Source organism: Clostridium budayi, assembly GCF_055396605.1.
The window spans coordinates 929,296-951,839 of sequence record NZ_AP042456.1; the positions used below are offsets into that span (position 1 = coordinate 929,296).

Here is a 22,544-nt window from a genome sequence, read left to right on the forward strand (position 1 = left end):
ATGTATTAAAATAATACATATGTCTTTTTCTATATATTTTACAGAAATGTATAAAGAATGAGATTATTACTAGGATATTGTTAAAATTATAACAGTTGGCACGGAATTTGCTAATATTTATTAGTGTAGAAATGAATACATAAAAAAAGGAGCTGCGAGTTTGATATGTATAAAATAGTTTCAAAAAGAGAATTAACAAACAATATATATTTAATGGACATAGAAGCAAAAAGAGTTGCACATTCTGCAAAGCCAGGACAATTTATAATTGTTAAAACTGATGAAAAAGGTGAAAGAGTGCCTTTAACAATTGCAGATTTTGATAAAGAAAAAGGAACAGTATCTATAGTGTTCCAAGTAGTTGGAGAAGCAACAAAAGAACTTGAAAGATTAAATGTAGGTGACTATGTAAGTGATTTTGTTGGACCTCTTGGAAGAGAAAGTGAATTTGTTACAGAAAATATTGAAGATTTAAAAAAGAAAAAATATATCTTTATAGCAGGTGGAGTAGGTGCTGCTCCTGTATATCCTCAAGTTAAGTGGATGAAAGAACATGGCATAGATGTTGATGTAATTATAGGAAGTAGAACTAAAGATCTTTTAATATTAGAAGATGAAATGAGAGAAGTTTCTAAAAATCTTTATATTTCAACAGATGATGGATCATATGGATTTAATGGTAGAGTTACTGACTTATTAACTCATTTAGTTAAAGATGAAGGAAAACACTATGATGAAGCTGTAGTTATAGGTCCTATGATAATGATGAAATTTATGTGTATGTTAACTAAAGAACTTGGAATAAAGACAACTGTTAGTTTAAATCCAATAATGGTTGATGGAACTGGTATGTGTGGTGCATGTAGAGTAACAGTTGGAGATGAAGTTAAATTTGCATGTGTTGATGGACCAGAATTTGATGGACATCTAGTTAATTTTGATGAAGCAATGAGAAGACAAACTATGTATAAGACAGAAGAAGGAAGAGCAATCCTTAAGGAAAGAGAAGGAGACACTCATCATGGTGGCTGTGGACATTGCGGAGGTGATAAATAATGAATATGGAAGAAAGATTAAAAAGAGTTCCAGTACGTGAACAAGATCCAAAAGAAAGAGCTAAAAATTTTAAAGAAGTTTGTTTAGGATATAACGAAGATGAAGCTGTAAGAGAAGCTAAAAGATGTTTAAATTGTAAAAATCCAAGATGTGTAGAAGGTTGCCCAGTATCAATAGATATACCTGGATTTGTTAAAGAAGTATCAGAAGGTAATTTTGAAGAAGCAGCTAAAGTTATTTCAAAATATAGTGCACTTCCAGCTGTATGTGGAAGAGTTTGCCCTCAAGAAAGTCAATGTGAAGGTAAATGTGTACTAGGAATAAAAGGTGATGCTTTATCAATTGGTAAACTTGAAAGATTTACTGCTGATTGGAGCATGGAAAATGATGTAGACCTTTCAGAAAAAGAACCTAAAAATGGAAAGAAAGTTGCTGTAATAGGAAGTGGTCCTGCAGGTCTTACATGTGCTGGAGATTTAGCTAAAAAAGGCTATGATGTAACTATTTTTGAAGCACTTCATAAAGCTGGTGGAGTTTTAGTTTATGGAATTCCAGAATTTAGACTTCCAAAAGATAAGATTGTTAAAAAAGAAATTGAAAACATAAAAAAACTTGGAGTAAAAATTGAAACCAATGTAATTATAGGAAGAACAATAACAATAGATGAACTATTAGAAAACGAAGATTTTGATGCTGTATTTATAGGATCAGGTGCTGGACTTCCAAGATTTATGGGAATAAAAGGAGAAAATGCAAACGGAGTATTTTCTGCAAATGAATTCTTAACAAGAGTTAATTTAATGAAAGCTTTTAAAGAAGATTACAAAACTCCTGTAAAACTAGGTAAAAAAGTTGCTGTTGTAGGTGGCGGAAATGTTGCTATGGATGCTGCAAGAACAGCATTAAGATTAGGTAGTGAAACTCATATAGTTTATAGAAGAGGAGAAGAAGAACTTCCAGCAAGAATTGAAGAAGTTCATCATGCAAAGGAAGAAGGTATAATATTTGACCTTTTAACTAATCCAACTGAAATATTAACTGATGAAAATGGATGGGTTACTGGAATGAAATGTGTAAGAATGGAACTTTCAGAACCAGATGAATCAGGTAGAAGAAGACCAGTAGAAATAAAGGGATCAGAATTTATAATGGATGTTGACACTGTAATAATGTCACTTGGAACATCACCAAATCCATTAATATCACATACAACAAAAGGTCTTGATATAAATAAGAGAAAATGTATTGTAGCTGAAGAACACACAGGTAAAACTTCAAGAGAAGGAGTTTATGCAGGTGGTGATGCAGTAACTGGGGCTGCAACTGTAATACTTGCTATGGGTGCAGGTAAAGATGCAGCTAAAGCAATTGATGAGTATTTAAAAGACAAATAAATATAATTTTTATATAAATTTTTACATGGGAATTAGGAGGAATATTTTATGGCAAGATTTACATTACCAAGAGACATTTATCATGGAAAAGGATCAATTGATGTTTTAAAGAATATTGAAGGTAAGAAAGCAATGATAGTTATGGGTGGAGGCTCAATGAAAAGATTTGGTTTCTTACAAAAAATTGAAGATAATTTAAAAGAAGCAGGTCTTGAAGTTAGAGTATTTGATGGAGTTGAATCAGATCCATCTGTTGAAACTGTTATGAAAGGTGCAGAGGCAATGAGAGACTTTGAACCTGATTGGATAGTTGGTCTTGGTGGAGGATCACCAATTGATGCAGCTAAAGCTATGTGGATATTCTACGAACATCCAGACTTTACTTTTAAAGAAGCAATAGTACCATTTGGGTTACCAAAGCTTAGAAATAAAGCTAAATTTATAGCTATAGCTTCAACTAGTGGTACAGCTACAGAAGTAACAGCATTCTCAGTTATAACTGATTATGGTGAAAAGATTAAATATCCTTTAGCTGATTTTGAAATAACACCAGATATAGCAATAGTTGATCCAGAACTTGCAGAAACTATGCCAAAAAAATTAGTAGCTTATACAGGTATGGATGCTATGACACATGCAATAGAAGCATATGTATCAACAATAGCAGATAACTTTACTGATCCATTAGCTTTAAAGGCTATAGATATGGTTAGAACTTATATAAAAAGATCATATGAAGGAGACATGGATGCAAGAGCTGAAATGCACGATGCTCAATGTTTAGCTGGTATGGCATTTAGTAATGTATCCCTTGGAATAGTTCATTCAATGGCTCATAAAATAGGGGGAGTATTCCATGTGCCTCATGGATGTGCAAATGCAATTTTACTTCCAGCAGTAATACAATTTAATAAAGTTACTGCTAAAGATAGATTTGTAGAAATAGCTAAGATGTTACACCTTAGTGGAAACAATGATGATGAATTAGTAGATTCATTAGTTATGGTTATAAGAAACTTAAATGAAGAACTTAATATACCAAAAACATTTAAAGAATATGGTGTTGATGAAGAAGAATTTAAAGCAAATGTTAAATACATGTCTAAAAATGCAGTTATAGATGCATGTACAGTAACTAATCCAAGAAAAGTTGATGAAGATTTAATTGAAGCAATTTATAAAGCTGCATACTATGGAGAAGATGTTAACTTCTAGTAAATAAAAATAAGTTTAGAAATTCCCTTATCTACATTTAATTGTGGATAAGGGAATTTATTTATTTTTATTTTTATTTTTATTTTTATTTTTATTTTTTTATGTGACTAAAATGTAAACAATTGATAAAATATAAGAAAAGTATAAGAATTTATAGTAAAATAGTAAGGTGACTTCTTTATGTAAACCTTAGCAAAAAAGAAGATATAATGAATTACGAAAGGAAGGATTAAATGAACAATAAGAAAAAAGGAATTTCACTTGTATTAATTGCAACATTATTCTGGGGAATGATGGGCGTAACTAGTAGAACACTAGCTAATGCAGGAATAAATTCTATGAGTATTTCATTTTTTAGATGCTTAATTGCAGCTATAGGATTTAGTATATTTTTATTTATATTTAATAAAAACGCCTTTAAGATTGATTTAAAAGGAATTATAGTTAGCGCTTTATATGGTATAGTAACATTTGGATTATCATTCACTACATTTAATATTGCAGTTGAAAGAGTACCAATAGCAGTTGCTACAGTACTTATGTTTACAAACCCAATATGGGTAACAATTTTTAATGCAATATTCTTTAAAGAAAAAATTACAGCAAAAAAGGCAATAGTAATTTTACTTGCTATTACAGGTTGTATTTTAATTTCAAATATATTTGGAGTTGGATTTGAAAACTTAGATATAATTGGATTATTAATTGGACTTTCAACAGGAGTACTTTTTGCGCTTCAACTTGTTATACCAAGATTTTTCGATGGAAAATATTCAAAAGACAGTATGCTTATATACGGATTTATAGCAAGTGCAATAGTTTTAGCATTCTTTACTGATTTTAGTGGAGTAAACACAGCTATTACAACAAATGCACAACCTATATTTGTTGTACTTAATATATTATCAATTGGTGTACTTTCAACATTCATTGCAAATATAGCATATGTTAAATCAACAGATTACATAGATTCAGGAATTGCATCAGTATTAGTTGCATTAGAACCTGTACTTGGAAGTTTATTTGCTTACTTAGTATATGGAGAAACATTAACAGCACTTCAATTACTTGGAGGACTTATAATAGTATTTGCAGCTATTTGGCTTGCAAGATCATCAAATTAGTATTAAAAGACGTTTTAATTTAAAACGTCTTTTTTGTTAATAGGAGGTTAATAAAGATAGTATATAATTATTTAAAATACTTAAAAAGGAGAAGAAATATTGGAGGAAAAAGATAAACAAAAGACATTTAGTTTAATTAATTTAATTAAGAGAACGTTTATAGATTTCAAATTTAATTTGTTTGGATGCACGTATTTTGAAATTTGTTATAGAATACTTACAGCCTTTATATTTGCACCAGTATTATATTTTATATTTAGATATTTCCTGCGCAATGAAGGTTTAGAGACAATTGCAAATAAGAGTATAATTTCCTTTTGTTTAAGTATAGAGGGAATTATATGTATATTAATATTAGTAATATTAGCCTTTTGTCTTGTATTTATAGAGATTGGAGCTTTGACTTATATTGGAGTAAAGTCATATAGAAGAGAGAAGGTTAAAGCACTTGATGGAATATTTAATATGATAGGTGTATTAAAAGATACATTTGATAGAGGGATAATTCCTTTAATAATAATAACTGGTGTAATTGGACCACTTACAGGAATAGGGCTTTGTAGCTCATTAATAAAAAATTACTCAATTCCACCATTTATAACTATAGAATTATCAAAGACACTTTGGGGGAAAGCATTATATGCATTAATTATAATAACAGTAGTAATATTTTTATTAAGATGGGTTTTATCAATACCTATAGTAGTTATAGAAAAGGTAAAAGGGAGACAAGCTGTAAGAAAAAGCTATACTATATATAAAAATAATAAGTGGAAGTTACTTAAAGCTATAATACTATGGACTATAATTATAAGTTTAATTGAATTTTTACTAGTTATTTTAACACTTGGCTTTGGAATGGGTATATCAAAATATGTTTTAGGCTCAAAAAGTGTTATGAGTAAAGTTTTCTTAAATTGTTTACTAGCAATTTTTTATGCTGGGTTTACTATAGTTTCAATTATAACTACACCACTTTTTGTTTCATTCTTAGTAGAACTTTATTATAAACTTAGAGATGAAGAGAATGTTGTAGAGAGAGAATTTAAATGTTTTTATGATTACAAAAATAATTTAGTATATAAATTTTTTAAAAGATTCTCTAAAATTTTTGTAGTTATACTTACTATAATTTTTATAGTATATAGTGGTTTTATTGGATATGGTATAGTAAGTCATAAAATAAAATGTAGTAAAACATTAATAACTGCTCATAGGGGAGCAAGTACGTTAGCACCAGAAAATACTTTATCTGCAATAAAAGAAGCTGAAAAAGAAAAAGCAAATTATGCTGAAATTGATGTACAAACTACTAAAGATAATAAAGTAATATTACTTCATGATAGTACATTTAGACGTACAGCTAAGGAAGGAAAAGCTCCTAGACAAATGACTTTAGATGAAATAAGAAAACTTGATAATGGATCATTTTTCTCAAAAGACTTTAAGGGGGAAAAGGTTCCAACACTAGATGAAGTATTAAAAGAAGCAAAGGGAAAAATAAAATTAAATATAGAACTTAAGCCAAAAGGAAAAAATGATGAGTTAGTTAAAAAGGTTAGTGAATTAATAGATAAAAATAAGATGGATAATGATGTTATGATATCTTCAAATAATTTTGAAGTTCTTCAAGAAATGAAGAGAATAAATCCTAAATTAAAGGTTGGTTATATTGTAATTGCAGCATTTGGTGATTTTCAAAAATTAAATGTTGATTTCTTCTGTTTAGACTCATCACTTGTAAATGAAAAAACAGTATATGCACTTCATGCACTAGGTAAAAAGGTAGATGTATTTACGATAAATAGTAAAGATCTTGCAGAAAAGATGTTATATTTAGGAGTAGATAATATAATAACAGATAATGTACCAATGGTTAGAAAAACTCAGGAAGAATTAGAAAAAAGTGATACTCATGATTATACACATTCTTTTTATGAATCTATATTAAGTATAATAAATTATGATAAAATTTAAAAAAGTAGTTGCATTTTTCTGAAAAAGTAATATTATAATAATATAAACAATAAAAAATTGATAATCCGTTGATAAGGAAGAGTAAGTAAGTTAAGCTTCATTAAAGAGAGCTAAGGGTGGTGAGATCTTAGCAAGAAGAGATTTATTGAATGGACCTTGTAGGAATAAAACGAAATCTATTTTTAGAGAGTAGCATTTATGGTGGGCTGCACCTTATAGCAGATAGAGTATGATAGTACTTGAATTGAGGTGGTGTTTAATTTATTACATATATAATTAGACACAAATTAGGTGGCAACGCGGAAAGTATATAATCCGTCCTATGTTTTAGCATAGGACGGTTTTTTTATTATAAAAATTTAAGGAGGTGATCTAAGTGGTATGAAATGATGAGTTATTAGGAGAGTGGAAAATTAAAATTATGAATATTAAAGGAGAATGGAATTATATGAATAGAAATGAAAACACAAAAAATATGATAATGAATGCTTTATTACTAGGAATAGGAGCTCTGCTTCATCAAATTACACCAGCACTTGGATTACCAATGCAACCGGATTTTGCACTTGCAATGCTTTTTATAATAATGATATTAAATAGAGGAAAATATAAAACATGTTTAGTAGCTGCAATTGTAACTGGACTATTTACTGCAATGACAACTAAGTTTCCAGGTGGACAAGTACCAAATATGATAGATAAACTAGTAACAGTTAATGTTGTATTCTTAGTTATGATGATTATGAATAAGATAAATGTAATAAAGTCAATGACAGAAAGTAAAAGAAGAAAAGTAGAAAGTTTAGTTGTATTTCCAATAGGAACTTTAGTAAGTGGATTAACATTTTTAGGATCAGCAAGTTTAATAGTTGGATTACCAGCAGGATTTACTAGTTTATTTGTAGCTGTAGTTATACCAGCTATAGGTTTAAATTTAGTTGGGGGTATGTTTTTATTTAAGATTATAAGTACTTCAATGAAGAGAGCTTTTGCAAATTAAATAGTATAGTAAGAAAGTCACTTGAAAAATAAGTGGCTTTTTACTATATATGGGATAAAGTGTAATATTTTTTTACAAAATCAATTAAAATTAAACAAATTTTGAATAATTCATTGAAAAGTGAAAATCTTTACCATATAATAAGCTTGTTAATAAAAATTAATTAAAAGTTAACTAAATTTTAATATTTTTAATTTATATGAGTATTGAGGAGGAGTTTATTGAATGAATAGAAGAAAGTTAAATGCAATTATTAAAGCAACAGCAGTTATAATTGCAGTATCAATAGGAACAATATTCTCTGGAGGAATAAAGGCACATGCAAGTACAAATCTTGAAAGAGAATTTAAATCAGTAATAGATAAATATAATAAAAATGAAGTAGTTATTGAAAATGGTATATCTTTAAGAAAAGGAGAAACTCTAGATTTATCTAAATACCCAGGGTGGGATATGTCTAATAAAAATACAGTATCAATTAACGATAAAGGTATTGTAACACCTAAAAATGAAGGAACTGTTTATTTAAGCAAAAAAATAGGTGATAAGGTTCATATAGTTGAAGTTTATGTACCAAATAGTAGTACAAGCTATTCAATTAAACCTTTCTCTAATACTGTAGATAGAAATTACTATAAAGTATTTATAGATCCAGGTCATGGAGGATATGATGATGGATCATCAGGAAATGGATTATTAGAAGATGAATTAAATCTTCAAATTGGATTAAAACTTCAAAAGAAGCTAGAAGCTAGAGGTATAGAAGTTAAAATGAGTAGAACAACAGATGAATATCTTTCATTAGGTGAAAGAGCTGAGATGGCAAATGAGTATGGAGCTGACATATTTGTATCTAATCATATAAATTCATTTGACCAAGCAAGTGCTAATGGAATAGAAACGTATTATCATAGAGATAAATCAAGTCATAAACCATTAAGTGATGATATTCAAAATAATGCTATAAAGCAAACTGGTGCAGTAAATAGAGGGGTAAAGAATGCAAACTTTGCTGTTTTAAGAGAAAGCACAATGCCTTCTTCATTATTTGAAGCTGGATTTATTTCAAATAAGGCAGAAGCAAGCAAACTTGGAAGTGACGCATATCAAGATAAATTAGCTACTGCTCTTGCTGATGGAATAGAAAAATATTTAAAAGATAATATTAAATTAAATGGAGTAGAAGAAAAGCCTGAAAATAAACCAGAAGAAAAACCTGAGCAAAAACCTGAAGAAAAGCCAGAGGCAACAATTAAAACAGGAACAGTAAATGCAAGTGCATTAAATGTAAGAAGCGGAGCATCAACAAGTAGTTCAATAATAGGAAGCTTAAACAGAGGAGCAAAGGTTGAAATAGTATCAACATCAAATGGATGGCACAAAATAAAATATAAAAATGGCTATGGATACGTATCAGCAGATTATATAAAGGTTGATTCGCAAAATACAAATAAGCCAGAGGCTAAACCAGAAGAAAAGCCAGATGTAAAACCAGAAGCAACAACAAAGACAGGAACAGTAAATGCAAGTGCATTAAATGTAAGAAGTGGTGCTTCAACAAGTAGCTCAGTAATAGGAAGCTTAAATAGGGGAGCAAAAGTTGAAATAGTATCAACATCAGGTAAATGGCACAAAATAAAATATAAAAATGGATACGGATATGTATCAGCAGATTATATAAAGATTAATTCATCAAATACAAGTAAGCCAGAATCTAAACCAGAACAAAAGCCAGATACAAAACCAGAAGCAACAACAAAAACAGGAACAGTAAATGCAAGCTCACTAAATGTAAGAAGCGGAGCATCAACAAAGAATTCAGTAATAGGAAGCTTAAATAGAGGAGCAAAAGTTGAAATAGTATCAACATCAAATGGATGGCACAAGATAAAATTCAAAAATGGATATGGATATGTATCAGCAGATTATATAAAGGTTAATTCATCAAATACAAGTAAGCCAGAAAATAAACCAGAACAAAAGCCAGATACAAAACCAGAAGCAACAACAAAGACTGGATCAGTAAATGCAAGCTCATTAAATGTAAGAAGCGGAGCATCAACAAAGAATTCAGTAATAGGAAGCTTAAGTAGAGGAGCAAAAGTTGAAATAGTATCAACATCAAATGGATGGCACAAAATAAAATTCAAGAATGGCTATGGATACGTATCAGCAGATTATATAAAAGTCAATGGATCATCTACTTCAAATAATAATTCTTCTGTTTCAGAAAGAATAGGAAAAGTAAATGCAAGTGCATTAAATGTAAGAAGTAACCCTTCAATAAGAAACTCAGTAATAGGAACCCTAAGTAGAGGATCAAAAGTAACTATAGTATCAACATCAAACGGATGGCATAAAATAAAATATAAAAATGGTTATGGATATGTATCAGCAGATTATATAACTTTATAGGATAAAATAATATTTTAAATTAAGACTACTAAAACTTTAATTAATATAAAGTTTCGGTAGTCTTCTTTTTAAAAAATAGTTTATAAGTCTAAAAATTAGAAAATAATATTATTAAACTTAAGCATAATTAAATAATTAGGTATCTAATAAGATAGGCAAACAGTCTATCTTATTTTTTATCATAATCATGTGAAATATTAACTGCATCTGCTAATGTAGTTTGTTTATTTGTTTGTACTCTCGGATTAGTATAAGATAATATTTCTTCATTTGAAAATCTATCATTGATTTTAATATTATCTAGATCTTTATTAAGAGAAGTTATCATATCTGCGTCACTAGATTCAGTTACATTAGTTTTTAATATGTGAGCTAACACACCTATAGGATTTCCATTTTCATCTTTCATCCAAATTACCTCCTTACCTTTAAATGTATTATCTGCATTAATGAATGTTTAATTCATGGGAAATTGAGTAGAAAGCTTAGTATTATATCAAGAATAGGTACTTATAGAGATATTGAAAAGACTCTTTTATAGATAATAAATAAAAATATAAATAATATCAAAAAATAGGTAAATAATATTAAATGATATTAATTTATATAAGTAATATTTAAGTATAGAAGGGAGATTAATATAAAATATGAGTGAAACAATTAGAGAAAAATTAGAGGGTCGCGTGAGTTACCATGACTCTGTTGAAGAGATGTTAAAGAGAATACAAAATGATGGACTTTCAAGTGTATTTTCAAGATGGAAACCACAAGAAAAAATAAGGTGTAAATTCTGTCTTGAAGGATTAAGTTGTCAATTATGTACACAAGGTCCTTGTAGAATTAATGAAAAAACAGGAGCTGATAAGGGCGTTTGTGGTATCGGAGCAGATGCCATGGCTATGAGAAATTTTCTTATGAGAAATATAATGGGTGCAGCTACATATGCACATCATGCATTTGAAGCTTTTAGAACACTTAGATCTACTGGTGAAGGTAAATCTCCATTTAAAATAAAAGATGAAGCTAAATTGAAATGGATGTGTGAAAAAGTAGGAATAGATACTAATCAAGATATTAATAAACTTGCTGTTCAATTAGCTGATTTTCTTGACAAAGAGATGAAAGTTAGTCCTGATCAATCTAGTATAATGACAGAAGTCTTTGCTCCGCAAAAAAGAAAACCAGTATGGAAAAAACTTCACATTTATCCTTCTGGTGTTGAACATGAAGTTCAAAACTCAATTGCAAGCTGTTTAACAAATGTGGATGGAGATTATGTATCACTTGCTACAAAAGCTCTTAGATTAGGACTATCTACAATATATACAGCACAAATAGGCCTTGAAATGGTACAAGATATTTTATTTGGAACTCCTATGCCTCATGAAGTTAATGTTGACTTAGGTATAATGGATCCTGACTATGTAAATATAGTATTTAATGGACATCAACCTTGGATAGGGGCAATTACAATAGAAAAACTTAGAAAAGGTGAATATAAAGATGAAGCTATAGCGGCAGGAGCTAAAGGTATTAGAGTAGTTGGTTCTATTGAAACAGGGCAAGAGTTACTGCAAAGATACGAAGTTGATGATGTATTTGTTGGTCTTATGGGGAATTGGCTAGCTATAGAACCACTCTTAGCTACTGGTACAGTAGATGCAATCGCTATGGACGAAAACTGTTCACCTCCAGCTATAGATCAATACGCTGAAAAATATCAAATAGCATTAGTTAGTATAAGCACAATAATAGGTGTACCTGGTGCTGAACATAAGATTCCATATTATCCAGAAAAGGCTAATGAAATGTCAGATAATTTAATTAAGATAGCAATAAATAACTTTAAGAAAAGACATGGTAAAATTGAACCTATGGTTCCTAAATATGTTACAAAAGCTATATCAGGATTTTCAACAGAAGCTGTTTTAAGTGCTCTTGGAGGTAAAATTGATCCATTAGTTGATGTAATTGCAGCAGGTAAAATAAAAGGTGTGGTTGCACTTGCAAACTGTTCTACTTTAAGAAACGGTCCTCAAGATTGGAATACAGTTAATATAACAAAAGAATTAATAAAAAGAGATATATTAGTAGTGGCTGGAGGTTGTGGTAATCACGCTCTTGAAGTAGCAGGATTATGCAACTTAGATTCTGTAGAAAAATATGCAGGAGAAGGTTTAAAGGAAATATGTAATATGCTTAAAATACCTCCTATATTAAGCTTTGGTACTTGTACTGATACAGGTAGAATATCAATGCTTGTTACGGCATTAGCAGATCATCTTAATGTTGATATTCCAGACCTTCCTATAGCAGTTACTGCTCCAGAATGGATGGAACAAAAAGCTACTATAGATGGTATATTTGCAGTAGCATATGGAGCATATACACATTTATCTCCTACTCCATTTGTTACTGGTGCCCCTAAATTAGTAAAACTTCTTACAGAAGATGTTGAGGGGTTAACAGGTGGCAAAGTAGCTTTAGGAGATGATCCAGTTGAAGCGGCAAAGGCGATAGAAGCTCATATAATAAACAAAAGAAAAAAACTTGGACTTAAATAATATTTTTAATAAATTTGCTATGTTTTAATAAAGTTAGGTTTTGAATAACTAATACTTACAATAGCTACTTTATTATATTTTAGTATTTGTGCACACCCTTTAGTGAAATTTTCGCTAGGAGGTGTGTATTTTATTATTAAAATACAATTTATGTAAAATATGAAAATATGTTTTTTAATTATAATAGGACATATGATATCAGAAAATAAATATGAAGTTGTTAAGTTATTAAATGAAATTTTGAAAAAATAATGTATTTAAGGTAAGTTTAAAAAATATTAAAATCTTTTGGCTTAATATGAATTAGTTTCAGCATGTAGGTAAGTTGACAGTGAAGAATATGTGCTATATAATTAGTTCATAAAACAAAATTGAATAGTGCGTTTTACAAAATCAAATTTACCTAACATGGGGATGTTTTGGCTTCGACGGGGGTAAGTGAGGTTTGGTAAGCGAGCCGAGGGAAGCATGGTGCCTCGATAATAAAGTATGCATTAAAGATAAACGCAGAAGACAATTTTGCATTAGCAGCTTAATATAGACTGCTCATCAGCCCTAGATTGCCCACGGTCTAGGATCCTGGTGTCATTATTAGTGGGGAACCGAGCTTAGCAAAGCTTTGAGCTAGGAACGGAACTTATGAAGCTAGCGGTCTAGTTACCTGTCTGTAGGTGTTCTAGAAAGCGAAATTTAATATACAGACTACGCTCGTAGAAAGCTGGACGGAGCTACTTTCGGACACGGGTTCGACACCCGTCATCTCCACCAATAGATTAAGAGAAAGAGATAATAAATTTATATTTATTATCTCTTTTTTATTTGTTATATATACATTAAAGGATTAAGAGATGTATGTAATATACTTATAGCGACTTATAGTGTAACTAAGTGTTAGGTTAAGAAATATTATTAGACTATATATTAACAATATTAACCTTATATAATATGATAAGAATCTTAGAAATTAAGAATAAGATATAATCAGTAACAATTAAAAATAATTAATCTGAATAGTCTATTTTACCATATTAGTAAACGTAAATTGATACAATAAAATAACAAGATATTAGAAAATAAGGAAGTGTTATTGTCCTCTTGTAAGGAGAATTAAGTTAAAAAGGGGAAGTTTAAGAGAGGATGTATTATTTTCTATAAATTCCTACTTATGAATAATGTTGCTTAAAAGTCTATATTATTATTATTATTTATAGTGTAAAATAATATAGAGAGTTTATATATATAGTATATTTGAAAGGATGGGTTTTTATGAGAAGAAAAATTAAAGGTAGAATAGTTACGGTTGATGATAAAACTATAAAAATAGTAGAAGATTTAAACATATGGGGGGCTAAGTTACCTAAGAAAGATGATATACAAGATGGAACATTTATAGATATAATGAATGATATGTTGAATATATCTATAGGGGATTATGTTATTTTATGGAAAAGATGCTTCTAAACAGACTGGTGAGAGTAAATTTTATGGAATTTATCGAGCTATTTCAGATGCATATATTGATGAGGAGAAGTTTGAATTCGAGGAACAAGGAAAGAGTGAATATCCATTTAGAATAAAATTAGAGAAGGCTTATGATTTTAAAGAACCAATAAATGAATATGACCTTATCAATGATCCTAATATAAAGAATGATATATGGACTATTATAGGAAAAAAAGTAAGGGCAAAGGGAAAGGGAAGAGCAAGTACACCAATAACAGATGAGATAATATCTATTTTTATTAAAAAGTTTATTGATTTAAATGAGAATTGGAGATTTATAGAATATAGTGGAGAAAATATAGAAGTTTCTAATAAGATTGAGTTTAGATTAACTAAAAAAGAAATTACAGAAAAATTTATAGAAAATTATAATATTGAAGCAATACAGTTACTTGATAATGATGAAAGAAAGGTTAGATTTGAGCTAGTTTTATACGGCTTATTTAATCAATATATAAATAACGAACTCAATGGTAATAATGAAACCGATATTTTAGAGAAACTAGGAATAAAGGGAAAATGTATAAAGTGGTATGCTAATTATTTACCTTATGGAATAGAGGGTACTGAAATAGATTTTATGATAAGTATATCAGAGGATGGAGAGAATACGAGTGAAATTAAAGTTATAGAGTTTCAAAGAAAAGAAATTGATAAAGATCATTTAAAAAGAGTATGCAAATATACAAATTGGGTGAATAAAGTATTGTGTAAAGATTCTAATATAGCAAGTGCTGTATTAATAGGATATGATGGTAAAATGAAGGTGAAAGCAGAAGAAATAAAAGAGATGAAAAGGATATATAATATAAAAAAAATGGATGTTTTTAGTTATTTTGTAGAAGATGAAAAGTTAGAATTAAAAAAAATAAGAATTGAAGAATAAGTTTATTGACAACGTTAAAAAAAACATGTAAACTAGACATACAAGTTTAGGGAGGAATATGTCTATGAAGTTTTTTACAATAAAAGAAGTTGCAGATATTAGTGGTAAGAGTCAAAAGACTATAAGAAGACATATCGCAGCAGGATTACTAAAATACGATAAAGTGAGCAATAAGTACAGGATATATGAGGATGATTTTAATGAATGGATGGCAAGTGCACCTAAGTTAGATGAAATTGCACTTGGTTTAGAAGAAGATAATAACTTTTTATTAAAGAAAAATGGAATAAAGAAAGTTGATGATATTAAATATATTGATATATCAGATTTATGGTATAGAAATTTTTGGAATAACAAGAATGATGGTAATGGATTAACATTTGTAGATTTATTTGCAGGTGCAGGAGGATTATCATTAGGTTTTGTTGAAGCAGGTTTTACGCCATTAGCTAGTGTAGAAATAAATAAATTTGCGGTTGAGACATATAAGTATAATTTTATTGAAAAAAGAGGCTTTGATGAGTTTGTAGAAACAAGAGATATACGAGAGGATGCGGTAAAACAATATTTATATGATCATTTGAAAGATAAAAAAGTTGACGTTATTTGTGGGGGATTTCCTTGTCAAGGTTTTAGTATGAGTGGAAATAGGATTGTAACTGATGACAGGAATAGTTTATATAAAGAAATGTTAGAAATAGTAAAAGAAATAAAGCCAGATTTTGTAGTAATGGAAAATGTAGTAGGATTAAGAACTATGCTAGATGGAAAAATAGAAGCAAAAATAATACAGGATTATAATGAAGCGGGATATGATGTAAATGTAACTGTATTGTCTTCAGCTGATTATTTTGTTCCTCAAATAAGACAACGTGTTATTTTTATATGTAATAGAATAGGAGCAGTTAATTATCATCCAAAACCATTGTTAGATAAAGAAAATTATGTAACTATTAAAGATGCAATAGAAGATTTGATGGATAGACCTGATGATAAAGATATAAATCATGTAAGAACTAGACATAAAACTGATATGATTGAAAGACTAGGAAAGGTTGAAGAAGGAAAAAGTTTATATGAAAATTATTCAGATTCATGGAAGAAATGTCATTGGAATAAGCCATCATGTACCATTAAAGAGAATCATGGCGCAGTAAATATACATCCGAGAAGACCTAGAGTTATTACAGCTAGAGAAATGGCTAGGCTACAATCATTTCCAGATGATTTTATTTTTAAGGGGGCTAAGAAATGGCAACTTGTACAGTTAGGAAATGCAGTACCACCATTATTAGGAAAAGCAATAGCGTTAGCAGTTGAAAAAAGTTTAAAAAGCAAATAACTATAAAAAGCACCATAACTATAATTTATGGTGTTTTTGTAGTATAACTAAAGATACTAAAAATTATTAGAAAAGGGGAGAAAAAATGAATAATGCAATTAAAGGAATGATGATTCAAGCTGAAATTTGCAGAAGATACAATTTATCTTTAAATGAAAAAGCTAGAGAAAATTTTAAAAAAAGTAAAGAACTAATTTCAGTAAAGTTAATAGAAAATATTGTAGACGAGATATTGAATAAAGTTAAAGATGTTCCAATAGAATTAACTACATTTAATAAAGATAAGAATAATAACAGTATTCCATACAATTTTAAATTGAAATCAGGAAGAACATTATCGATTAGAACAAATAAAAACGGGGCCAAAGTAGCACCTAGAATTGTAGGACAAGCTGGATATAAAGTTTTAAATGAGTATTTTGGAGATTTTGTTAATTTTAAAATAGAAAATCAAGAAGATATAAAGGAGTTAGTATTAACGCAAATTAATAAAATGCTACCGATATTCATAGAAAATTTTTTTAGTGCAGATTTAACTGTATGGGTAACAGAGAGTGATGAAATAAAAATCATAGAAAAATGGGAGGCACCTGATATGATTTTTAAAAAAGAAGATTTGACTTTCACTAAGAAAACTAAATCAACTTGGAATGAGAGTACTACATTAAAGTATAAAGGATTATCATTTGCAGAAATACAAGTTCATAAAGAGAGAACATTTAAATTTAGATTTAATATGAAGGTAATATGCGAATGGTTAAAAAAGCAAAAAAATAATAATGAAACGTTTGGAATGACAGCAGAAAAAACAATATGTGATCTATTTAACCTAAAAAGAGAAGGGCATCTTGCTTCTAGAAGTAATTTTGAAATTGAACAAAAGATATATCCAGTATTAGAAGATGCGTTTAGATATCTACCAAAAGCCATACAACATACGGGGTCTTTAAAAGGAGAAAGAGGTGGTACTAGCAAATGCTCATATGATTTTATATTAGAAGGAAATAAAACATTATCTTTAAAAACTAATTATGGAAAAATGGTATGTCCTCCTGAAGTTGGACAACCTGGAAATAAAACTTTTTTAAAATATTTTGGAGAAGTTTTTAATATAAATGAAATTAATAATGATATATTTAAAAGAATAGTTTTAACTGAGGGTGACAGGTTATTGCCAATTTATTTAGAGCATTTACTAGATTCAGATTATTTATTATGGATATATAAAGAAAAGGATGAGTTTAAGTATCAAATAATAAATTCAGAAAAATATAGAAAATTTGAGTTTGAAAAAAATTCTATAACATTTTCAAGAAATACTATTGAAGAGTGGAATTCATCAAATACAATAAAATATAAAGGAATATCATTAGGCGAATTTCAAGTGCATAATAATAGAATATGCTATAAATTTAGATTTAATATGAAGAATTTATTACAAGTTTTAAATGGTTATGAAAATAAAGAAGTAGAACTTTTAATAGCTGAACAAAAATAAGTATATATCAAAAAGAAAAAAATATAGGAAAATTTATGGATATATAGTAATAATTGCTTTATATAGTGCTATGAGAAATAAAGAAAGTTGTAAAAGTATTTATAAGAATAGAGGTATTTTAATATTAGATTTTACTATGTAAAGTAATGTATAATTTGTTTGATAAGGATTTATAGTTAATTAATATATAATGAAAATCTATCAGTAAGAGTTACGATAAGATAATTTCAAACATACTGTTAGTGGTTCAGCTGTTAGGTGTAAAATCAGTAAAGTGTATATAGGAGTTAATGTTTATTCACTATTAAGTGTTTGCTCTAAGATGATTTCTATTGTCTCTGCAATATATTCTGAGAAAATAGAATTTGAGTGCAGAGTGACGGTTAGGGGTGAAAATATTGATGAGAAGATTTTAGCTCCGTGTGGAAACTGTAGACAATTACCTAATACTTATATGTCTTATGGTGATGTTGTAAGTAATACGTCAGAAGCAGTTATGAAAGTAAAGGTATAAGAATTATTACTATATGCACATTATGTTAAAAATTAATAATAATTAAAAATATATTAGGAGAGCTAGATATAGCTCTCTTTTATTGAAATAAATTCATTAATATAAAGTAGATAAGAAAAAAGAAGACTGATATAATGTCTTTAGAATATTTACAAAGGAGTTATTAAATGAAATACTATTTAGCACCAATGGAAGGAATTACGGGATACATATATAGAAATCCTTATGAAAAATACTTTGGTAATATTGATAAATACTTTACACCTTTTATTGTTCCAAATAACAGTAGAAGTTTAAAAACTAAAGAATTAAGAGATGTTCTACCTGAAAATAATGAAGGAATGAATATAGTTCCACAAATACTTACTAACGATGCAGAAGGATTTATTTTTACGGCTAAAAAATTAAAACAATTAGGTTATAATGAGATTAATTTAAATTTAGGATGTCCTGCTGGAACAGTTGTTTCAAAAAATAGAGGTTCAGGATTTCTAGCAAAAAGAGAGGAACTTGATAAGTTTTTAGATGAAATATATAAAATAGATGATATGAAAATTTCTATAAAGACTAGAATAGGAAAAGATAGTCCAGAGGAATTTTATGAATTAATAAAAATTTATAATAAATATCCTTTAGAAGAACTAATTATTCATCCTAGAACTCAAAAAGATTTTTATGGAAACAAGCCTAATTTAGAAGTATTCAAAGATGCATTATCTTTAAGCAATAATACAATATGTTATAACGGTGATATTTTTACAAAAGATGATCATGACAAATTAATAAAAGAGTTTCCTAAAGTAGATAAAATAATGCTTGGAAGAGGAATACTTGCTAATCCAGGATTAATGAATGAGATTAAAAATAATATTTTCATAGATAAAAATACATTAAAAGATTTCCATGATGAAATTTTTAATGAATATAGAGAATTATTTAATGAAGACAGAAATGCGATATTTAGAATGAAGGAATTATGGGGGTATATGATTCACATATTCTCAGATAATAAGAAGTATGCTAAAAAAATAAAAAAAGCACAAAAGTTAGATGCTTATAATGATGCTATTTCAAGTTTATTTGAAGAGCAAGAAATTATAAAAGGAGCTGGATTATTTACTAATCAAGATTAAGTTATATGAGTAAGGAAATGAATATATTTAAAGTTTCAAATTATGATAAGTTTAAGTGTATAGCTGATAAATGCAAATTTACATGTTGCGTGGGTTGGGATATTAACATAGATACTAATACTTATAATAAATGGACAAAGGTGAATGATGATTCAAAATATCTTTTAAGAAATGTAAAACTAAAGAAATGTGAAAATAAAGATATGTATTTTATAAATAAAGAAAATCATGAAGCATGTCCTTTTTTAGATAAACAAGGGTTATGTTATGTAGTAAAGAAACATGGGGAAGAGTACTTATCTTCAACATGTCATATGTTCCCTAGAATCGAGAATGTTTTTGATTGTAGGAAGGAACTTTCATTATCATGTTCTTGCCCAGAAGTAGTAGAAATTATAAGTAATATGGATGGAAAGATAAATATATATTCAGAAGATAGCACTAATTTCGAAAATAATCCACTAGAGTTAGAAACAAGAGAAGTTTTACTTAATATTATCCAGAAAGAAAATTTAAGTTTAGAACACAAGCTAATTATTGGTTTTGAAATGTTATTATCCATTTTAGAAAATGAAAGCTTTAGTAGAGAAGATATATTATTAGAAGAATTAGAAAAGTATAAAGATAGAGATTACATAAAAAATCTTGCTTCTGCATATAGAGAGATTGACTTAAACATAGAAGATTCAATTGAAGAGATTAATAATTTATTTTTAGATATTATAGAAAATTATAAGGAAGTTTCCATGTTTGATAATCTTTTAAGTGATATTTCATCCTTTGTAGAAGAGATTGAAATTGAAAGCATTTCAGTAAAATGGAACTCTTATAAAGAATCGCTTAATAAATATAATGATTTAATTGAAAACTGCATTGTATCTAAGATTTTAAGTAATTGTGTAAGTAATGATATTGAGGATATGATAATATCTTACCAAATGATTGTACTTGATTATTTATTAGTAAGGTTTGCTTTGTTTTTAAAATATTGCATGAATGAAGAGAAGATAAATATTGAAGAAATAAAAGACTATATTGTAGCTTTCTCAAGAATTATTGGAAATAATACTGAGGCAGTTAAAGAATTCCTAGAAGATGGATTTGGTGATGCTATCTTAGAACTTGGATATTTATGTTTTATAAGTTTATTTTAATAGACTTAATAAATCAAAATTTTAAAAGGAACAATATAAAAGCTATATTGTTCCTTTTAGTTTTATAAAGTTATATTAAGTTAACATAATACTCTTTAAGAAGGTTGACTATAGATTTATCAGGTAAAGTTTCAGTAATAATACTATTAAAATCAATTGCATTAGCAAAAGGGAAACTACCAGTTATTTCGAATTTCTCATTTAACATTATTAAAAATAATTCTTTTGATATACTCATGATAGCACTTTTTGTTGATGCATCTTCTGAAAGAGAAGTGCTTATAGCACCATCTTTAAGATCAATTCCACTACATCCTAGAAATGCCTTATTGCAACGATATTTCTTTATTTGTTCAATAGAATAAGAACCGATACTACCACCAACAAATGCATTATAATCTCCACCTATAAAAATAAAGTGAGTTTTTGATTTTTCAGGAATTAATGATGATATTTCAAACATATTTGTAATTAAAGTTATATGTTTATCATTTTCAACTATTAATTTTGCAATCATATAAGAAATAGTTGATGCATCTAAAAAGATCGTATCATTATCATTTATTTGTTCAAATGCTTTTCTTGCAACTATCTTCTTTAAGTCAATATTTTTCTCAATACGTGTATTAAAGCTTTCGCAATTAACAAATGTATGCTTGATACTAATAGCGCCTCCATAAGTGCGCTTAAGTAAATTGTTTTTTTCTAAAGTTTTAAGATCTTTTCTGATCATACTTTCACTTATATTGAATTCTTTACTTAGATCTTTAACTAAAACTTTTCCTTGGATATCTAATAAATCTAAAATATATTTATAACGTTCTTCAATAAACATTTTATATCTCCTTAAAATTCTCATTTATAGCTATTATATTATAAATTTATTATTATTTCAATTGACTAATGAGAATAAATGATATAAAATGAGAATAAACAGGAAGGTGGAGGAGAGATTTATGAAAAAAGCAATATTCTTAGATATAGATGGGACATTATTAGATTGTTTTGGGGGAATAACAGATATTACTCCAAAAGTAAAGGCTGTAATTCGTGCTCTTCAAGCAAAAGGGGATTATGTGTTTATTGCAACAGGTAGACCATATGCATTTTTGAGCCAAGCTATATTAGACTTTGGTTTTGATGGATTTATATTAGCAAATGGGGCACAAGTTATAATAGATGGTAAAACTATTTATAGTAATCCTATGGATAAAGAGTATGTAAAGAAAATGGCATCTGAACTTGAAAAACTTAATGTTCAATATATTTTAGAGGGTGGAACTTACTCATATATGAAGGAAGAGTTTAAAGACTTTTTTGCATTTTATGATGAGGTTGGAGTTTCAAGAGACAATATAAAATGCAATTATGATATTGAAGAAATTGATATACATAAAATAGAAATGTTATGCCAAAGTGATGAAGATGCGAAGTTATGTTTAAACTTAATAACTAGCGATCCAGATTATGATTACTTTGCTAGTATAAGCAAAAATGCATTTGAATTATATTTAAAGAAAAACACTAAGGCAACTGGAATTTTAAAAGCAATAGAATATTTAAATATTCCAATTGAAAATACTTATGCTTTTGGAGATGGAAAAAATGATATAGAAATGCTATCAACAGTTGGTTGTGGTATAGCAATGGGTAACGCTTGCGATGAAGTTAAAGGTTACGCAAACAAAGTTACTGATACAGTTCACAATGACGGGGTAGCTGTAGGAATTGAAAATTATATTCTTTGTTAGTATAAATTGATAATAAAA

General features: G+C 28.3%; 18 protein-coding genes, 1 other RNA gene and 1 other annotated feature. Of the genes, 17 read left to right on the plus strand and 2 right to left on the minus strand.

The features are described from left to right. The first annotated feature begins 165 nt into the window (after window positions 1-165). The 7 genes from ACZ5TJ_RS04300 to ACZ5TJ_RS04330 all read left to right on the plus strand — a co-directional run bounded on the left by ACZ5TJ_RS04300 (window position 166) and on the right by ACZ5TJ_RS04330 (window position 10,181). A complete protein-coding gene (locus ACZ5TJ_RS04300; RefSeq protein WP_464201550.1) occupies window positions 166-1,056 on the plus strand; it encodes a sulfide/dihydroorotate dehydrogenase-like FAD/NAD-binding protein in 891 nt (296 codons plus the stop codon). Then, window positions 1,056-2,450 (plus strand): NADPH-dependent glutamate synthase, encoded by a 1,395-nt coding sequence (gene gltA, locus ACZ5TJ_RS04305; protein ID WP_464201551.1) that lies wholly within the window; start codon window positions 1,056-1,058, stop codon window positions 2,448-2,450. The genes ACZ5TJ_RS04300 and gltA overlap by 1 nt, the downstream gene beginning before the upstream one ends. A gap of 48 nt (window positions 2,451-2,498) precedes the next feature. Then, a complete protein-coding gene (locus ACZ5TJ_RS04310) occupies window positions 2,499-3,665 on the plus strand; it encodes an iron-containing alcohol dehydrogenase (protein ID WP_464201552.1) in 1,167 nt (388 codons plus the stop codon). Between the two features lie 233 nt (window positions 3,666-3,898). Next, on the plus strand, window positions 3,899-4,789 hold the full coding sequence (locus ACZ5TJ_RS04315) for a DMT family transporter (RefSeq protein ID WP_464201553.1): 891 nt from the start codon (window positions 3,899-3,901) through the stop codon (window positions 4,787-4,789). Between the two features lie 99 nt (window positions 4,790-4,888). Next, complete coding sequence (locus ACZ5TJ_RS04320) at window positions 4,889-6,766, plus strand: glycerophosphoryl diester phosphodiesterase membrane domain-containing protein (RefSeq protein WP_464201554.1); 1,878 nt, start codon at window positions 4,889-4,891, stop codon at window positions 6,764-6,766. Window positions 6,767-6,825: 59 nt separating this feature from the next. Next, window positions 6,826-7,092: a binding site (T-box leader), on the plus strand. A gap of 122 nt (window positions 7,093-7,214) precedes the next feature. Beyond that, complete coding sequence (locus ACZ5TJ_RS04325; protein WP_464201556.1) at window positions 7,215-7,766, plus strand: tryptophan transporter; 552 nt, start codon at window positions 7,215-7,217, stop codon at window positions 7,764-7,766. Window positions 7,767-7,991: 225 nt separating this feature from the next. Beyond that, on the plus strand, window positions 7,992-10,181 hold the full coding sequence (locus ACZ5TJ_RS04330) for an SH3 domain-containing protein (protein ID WP_464201558.1): 2,190 nt from the start codon (window positions 7,992-7,994) through the stop codon (window positions 10,179-10,181). Window positions 10,182-10,350: 169 nt separating this feature from the next. On the opposite strand, the gene ACZ5TJ_RS04335 is transcribed toward ACZ5TJ_RS04330, so the two are convergent. Further along, window positions 10,351-10,590 (minus strand): hypothetical protein, encoded by a 240-nt coding sequence (locus ACZ5TJ_RS04335; protein ID WP_464201559.1) that lies wholly within the window; start codon window positions 10,588-10,590, stop codon window positions 10,351-10,353. A 238-nt stretch (window positions 10,591-10,828) separates the two neighbouring features. Between ACZ5TJ_RS04335 and cooS the strand changes: the two genes are divergently transcribed. The 9 genes from cooS to fliB all read left to right on the plus strand — a co-directional run bounded on the left by cooS (window position 10,829) and on the right by fliB (window position 20,775). Further along, the gene (cooS, locus tag ACZ5TJ_RS04340) at window positions 10,829-12,745 is read left to right on the plus strand and encodes an anaerobic carbon-monoxide dehydrogenase catalytic subunit (protein WP_464201561.1); all 1,917 of its coding nucleotides are present in this window, start codon (window positions 10,829-10,831) and stop codon (window positions 12,743-12,745) included. 410 nt (window positions 12,746-13,155) lie between these two features. Beyond that, window positions 13,156-13,513: a transfer-messenger RNA gene (gene ssrA / locus ACZ5TJ_RS04345) on the plus strand. A 498-nt stretch (window positions 13,514-14,011) separates the two neighbouring features. Further along, complete coding sequence (locus ACZ5TJ_RS04350; RefSeq protein ID WP_464201562.1) at window positions 14,012-14,206, plus strand: hypothetical protein; 195 nt, start codon at window positions 14,012-14,014, stop codon at window positions 14,204-14,206. Beyond that, window positions 14,178-15,134 (plus strand): EVE domain-containing protein, encoded by a 957-nt coding sequence (locus ACZ5TJ_RS04355; protein ID WP_464201564.1) that lies wholly within the window; start codon window positions 14,178-14,180, stop codon window positions 15,132-15,134. The genes ACZ5TJ_RS04350 and ACZ5TJ_RS04355 overlap by 29 nt, the downstream gene beginning before the upstream one ends. 64 nt (window positions 15,135-15,198) lie before the next feature. Continuing rightward, entirely contained in the window at window positions 15,199-16,476 is a 1,278-nt protein-coding gene (locus tag ACZ5TJ_RS04360) for a DNA cytosine methyltransferase (RefSeq protein WP_464201565.1), read from the plus strand. 85 nt (window positions 16,477-16,561) lie between these two features. Continuing rightward, window positions 16,562-17,974 (plus strand): hypothetical protein, encoded by a 1,413-nt coding sequence (locus tag ACZ5TJ_RS04365; protein ID WP_464201566.1) that lies wholly within the window; start codon window positions 16,562-16,564, stop codon window positions 17,972-17,974. 274 nt (window positions 17,975-18,248) lie between these two features. Beyond that, entirely contained in the window at window positions 18,249-18,488 is a 240-nt protein-coding gene (locus tag ACZ5TJ_RS04370; protein WP_464201567.1) for a cytidine/deoxycytidylate deaminase family protein, read from the plus strand. Window positions 18,489-18,655: 167 nt separating this feature from the next. Next, the gene (locus ACZ5TJ_RS04375; protein ID WP_464201569.1) at window positions 18,656-19,621 is read left to right on the plus strand and encodes a tRNA dihydrouridine synthase; all 966 of its coding nucleotides are present in this window, start codon (window positions 18,656-18,658) and stop codon (window positions 19,619-19,621) included. Between the two features lie 5 nt (window positions 19,622-19,626). After that, window positions 19,627-20,775 (plus strand): flagellin lysine-N-methylase, encoded by a 1,149-nt coding sequence (gene fliB / locus ACZ5TJ_RS04380; RefSeq protein ID WP_464201571.1) that lies wholly within the window; start codon window positions 19,627-19,629, stop codon window positions 20,773-20,775. 70 nt (window positions 20,776-20,845) lie between these two features. Here the strand turns inward: fliB and ACZ5TJ_RS04385 are convergent, their stop codons facing one another. Continuing rightward, window positions 20,846-21,610 carry a DeoR/GlpR family DNA-binding transcription regulator gene (locus tag ACZ5TJ_RS04385; RefSeq protein ID WP_464201573.1) on the minus strand — a complete coding sequence of 255 codons (765 nt, stop codon included), beginning with the start codon at window positions 21,608-21,610 and terminating at the stop codon, window positions 20,846-20,848. A gap of 121 nt (window positions 21,611-21,731) precedes the next feature. Here ACZ5TJ_RS04385 and ACZ5TJ_RS04390 point away from each other — a divergent pair, with 121 nt between their 5' ends. Further along, window positions 21,732-22,526 (plus strand): HAD family hydrolase, encoded by a 795-nt coding sequence (locus tag ACZ5TJ_RS04390; protein ID WP_464201575.1) that lies wholly within the window; start codon window positions 21,732-21,734, stop codon window positions 22,524-22,526. Window positions 22,527-22,544: the final 18 nt, after the last annotated feature.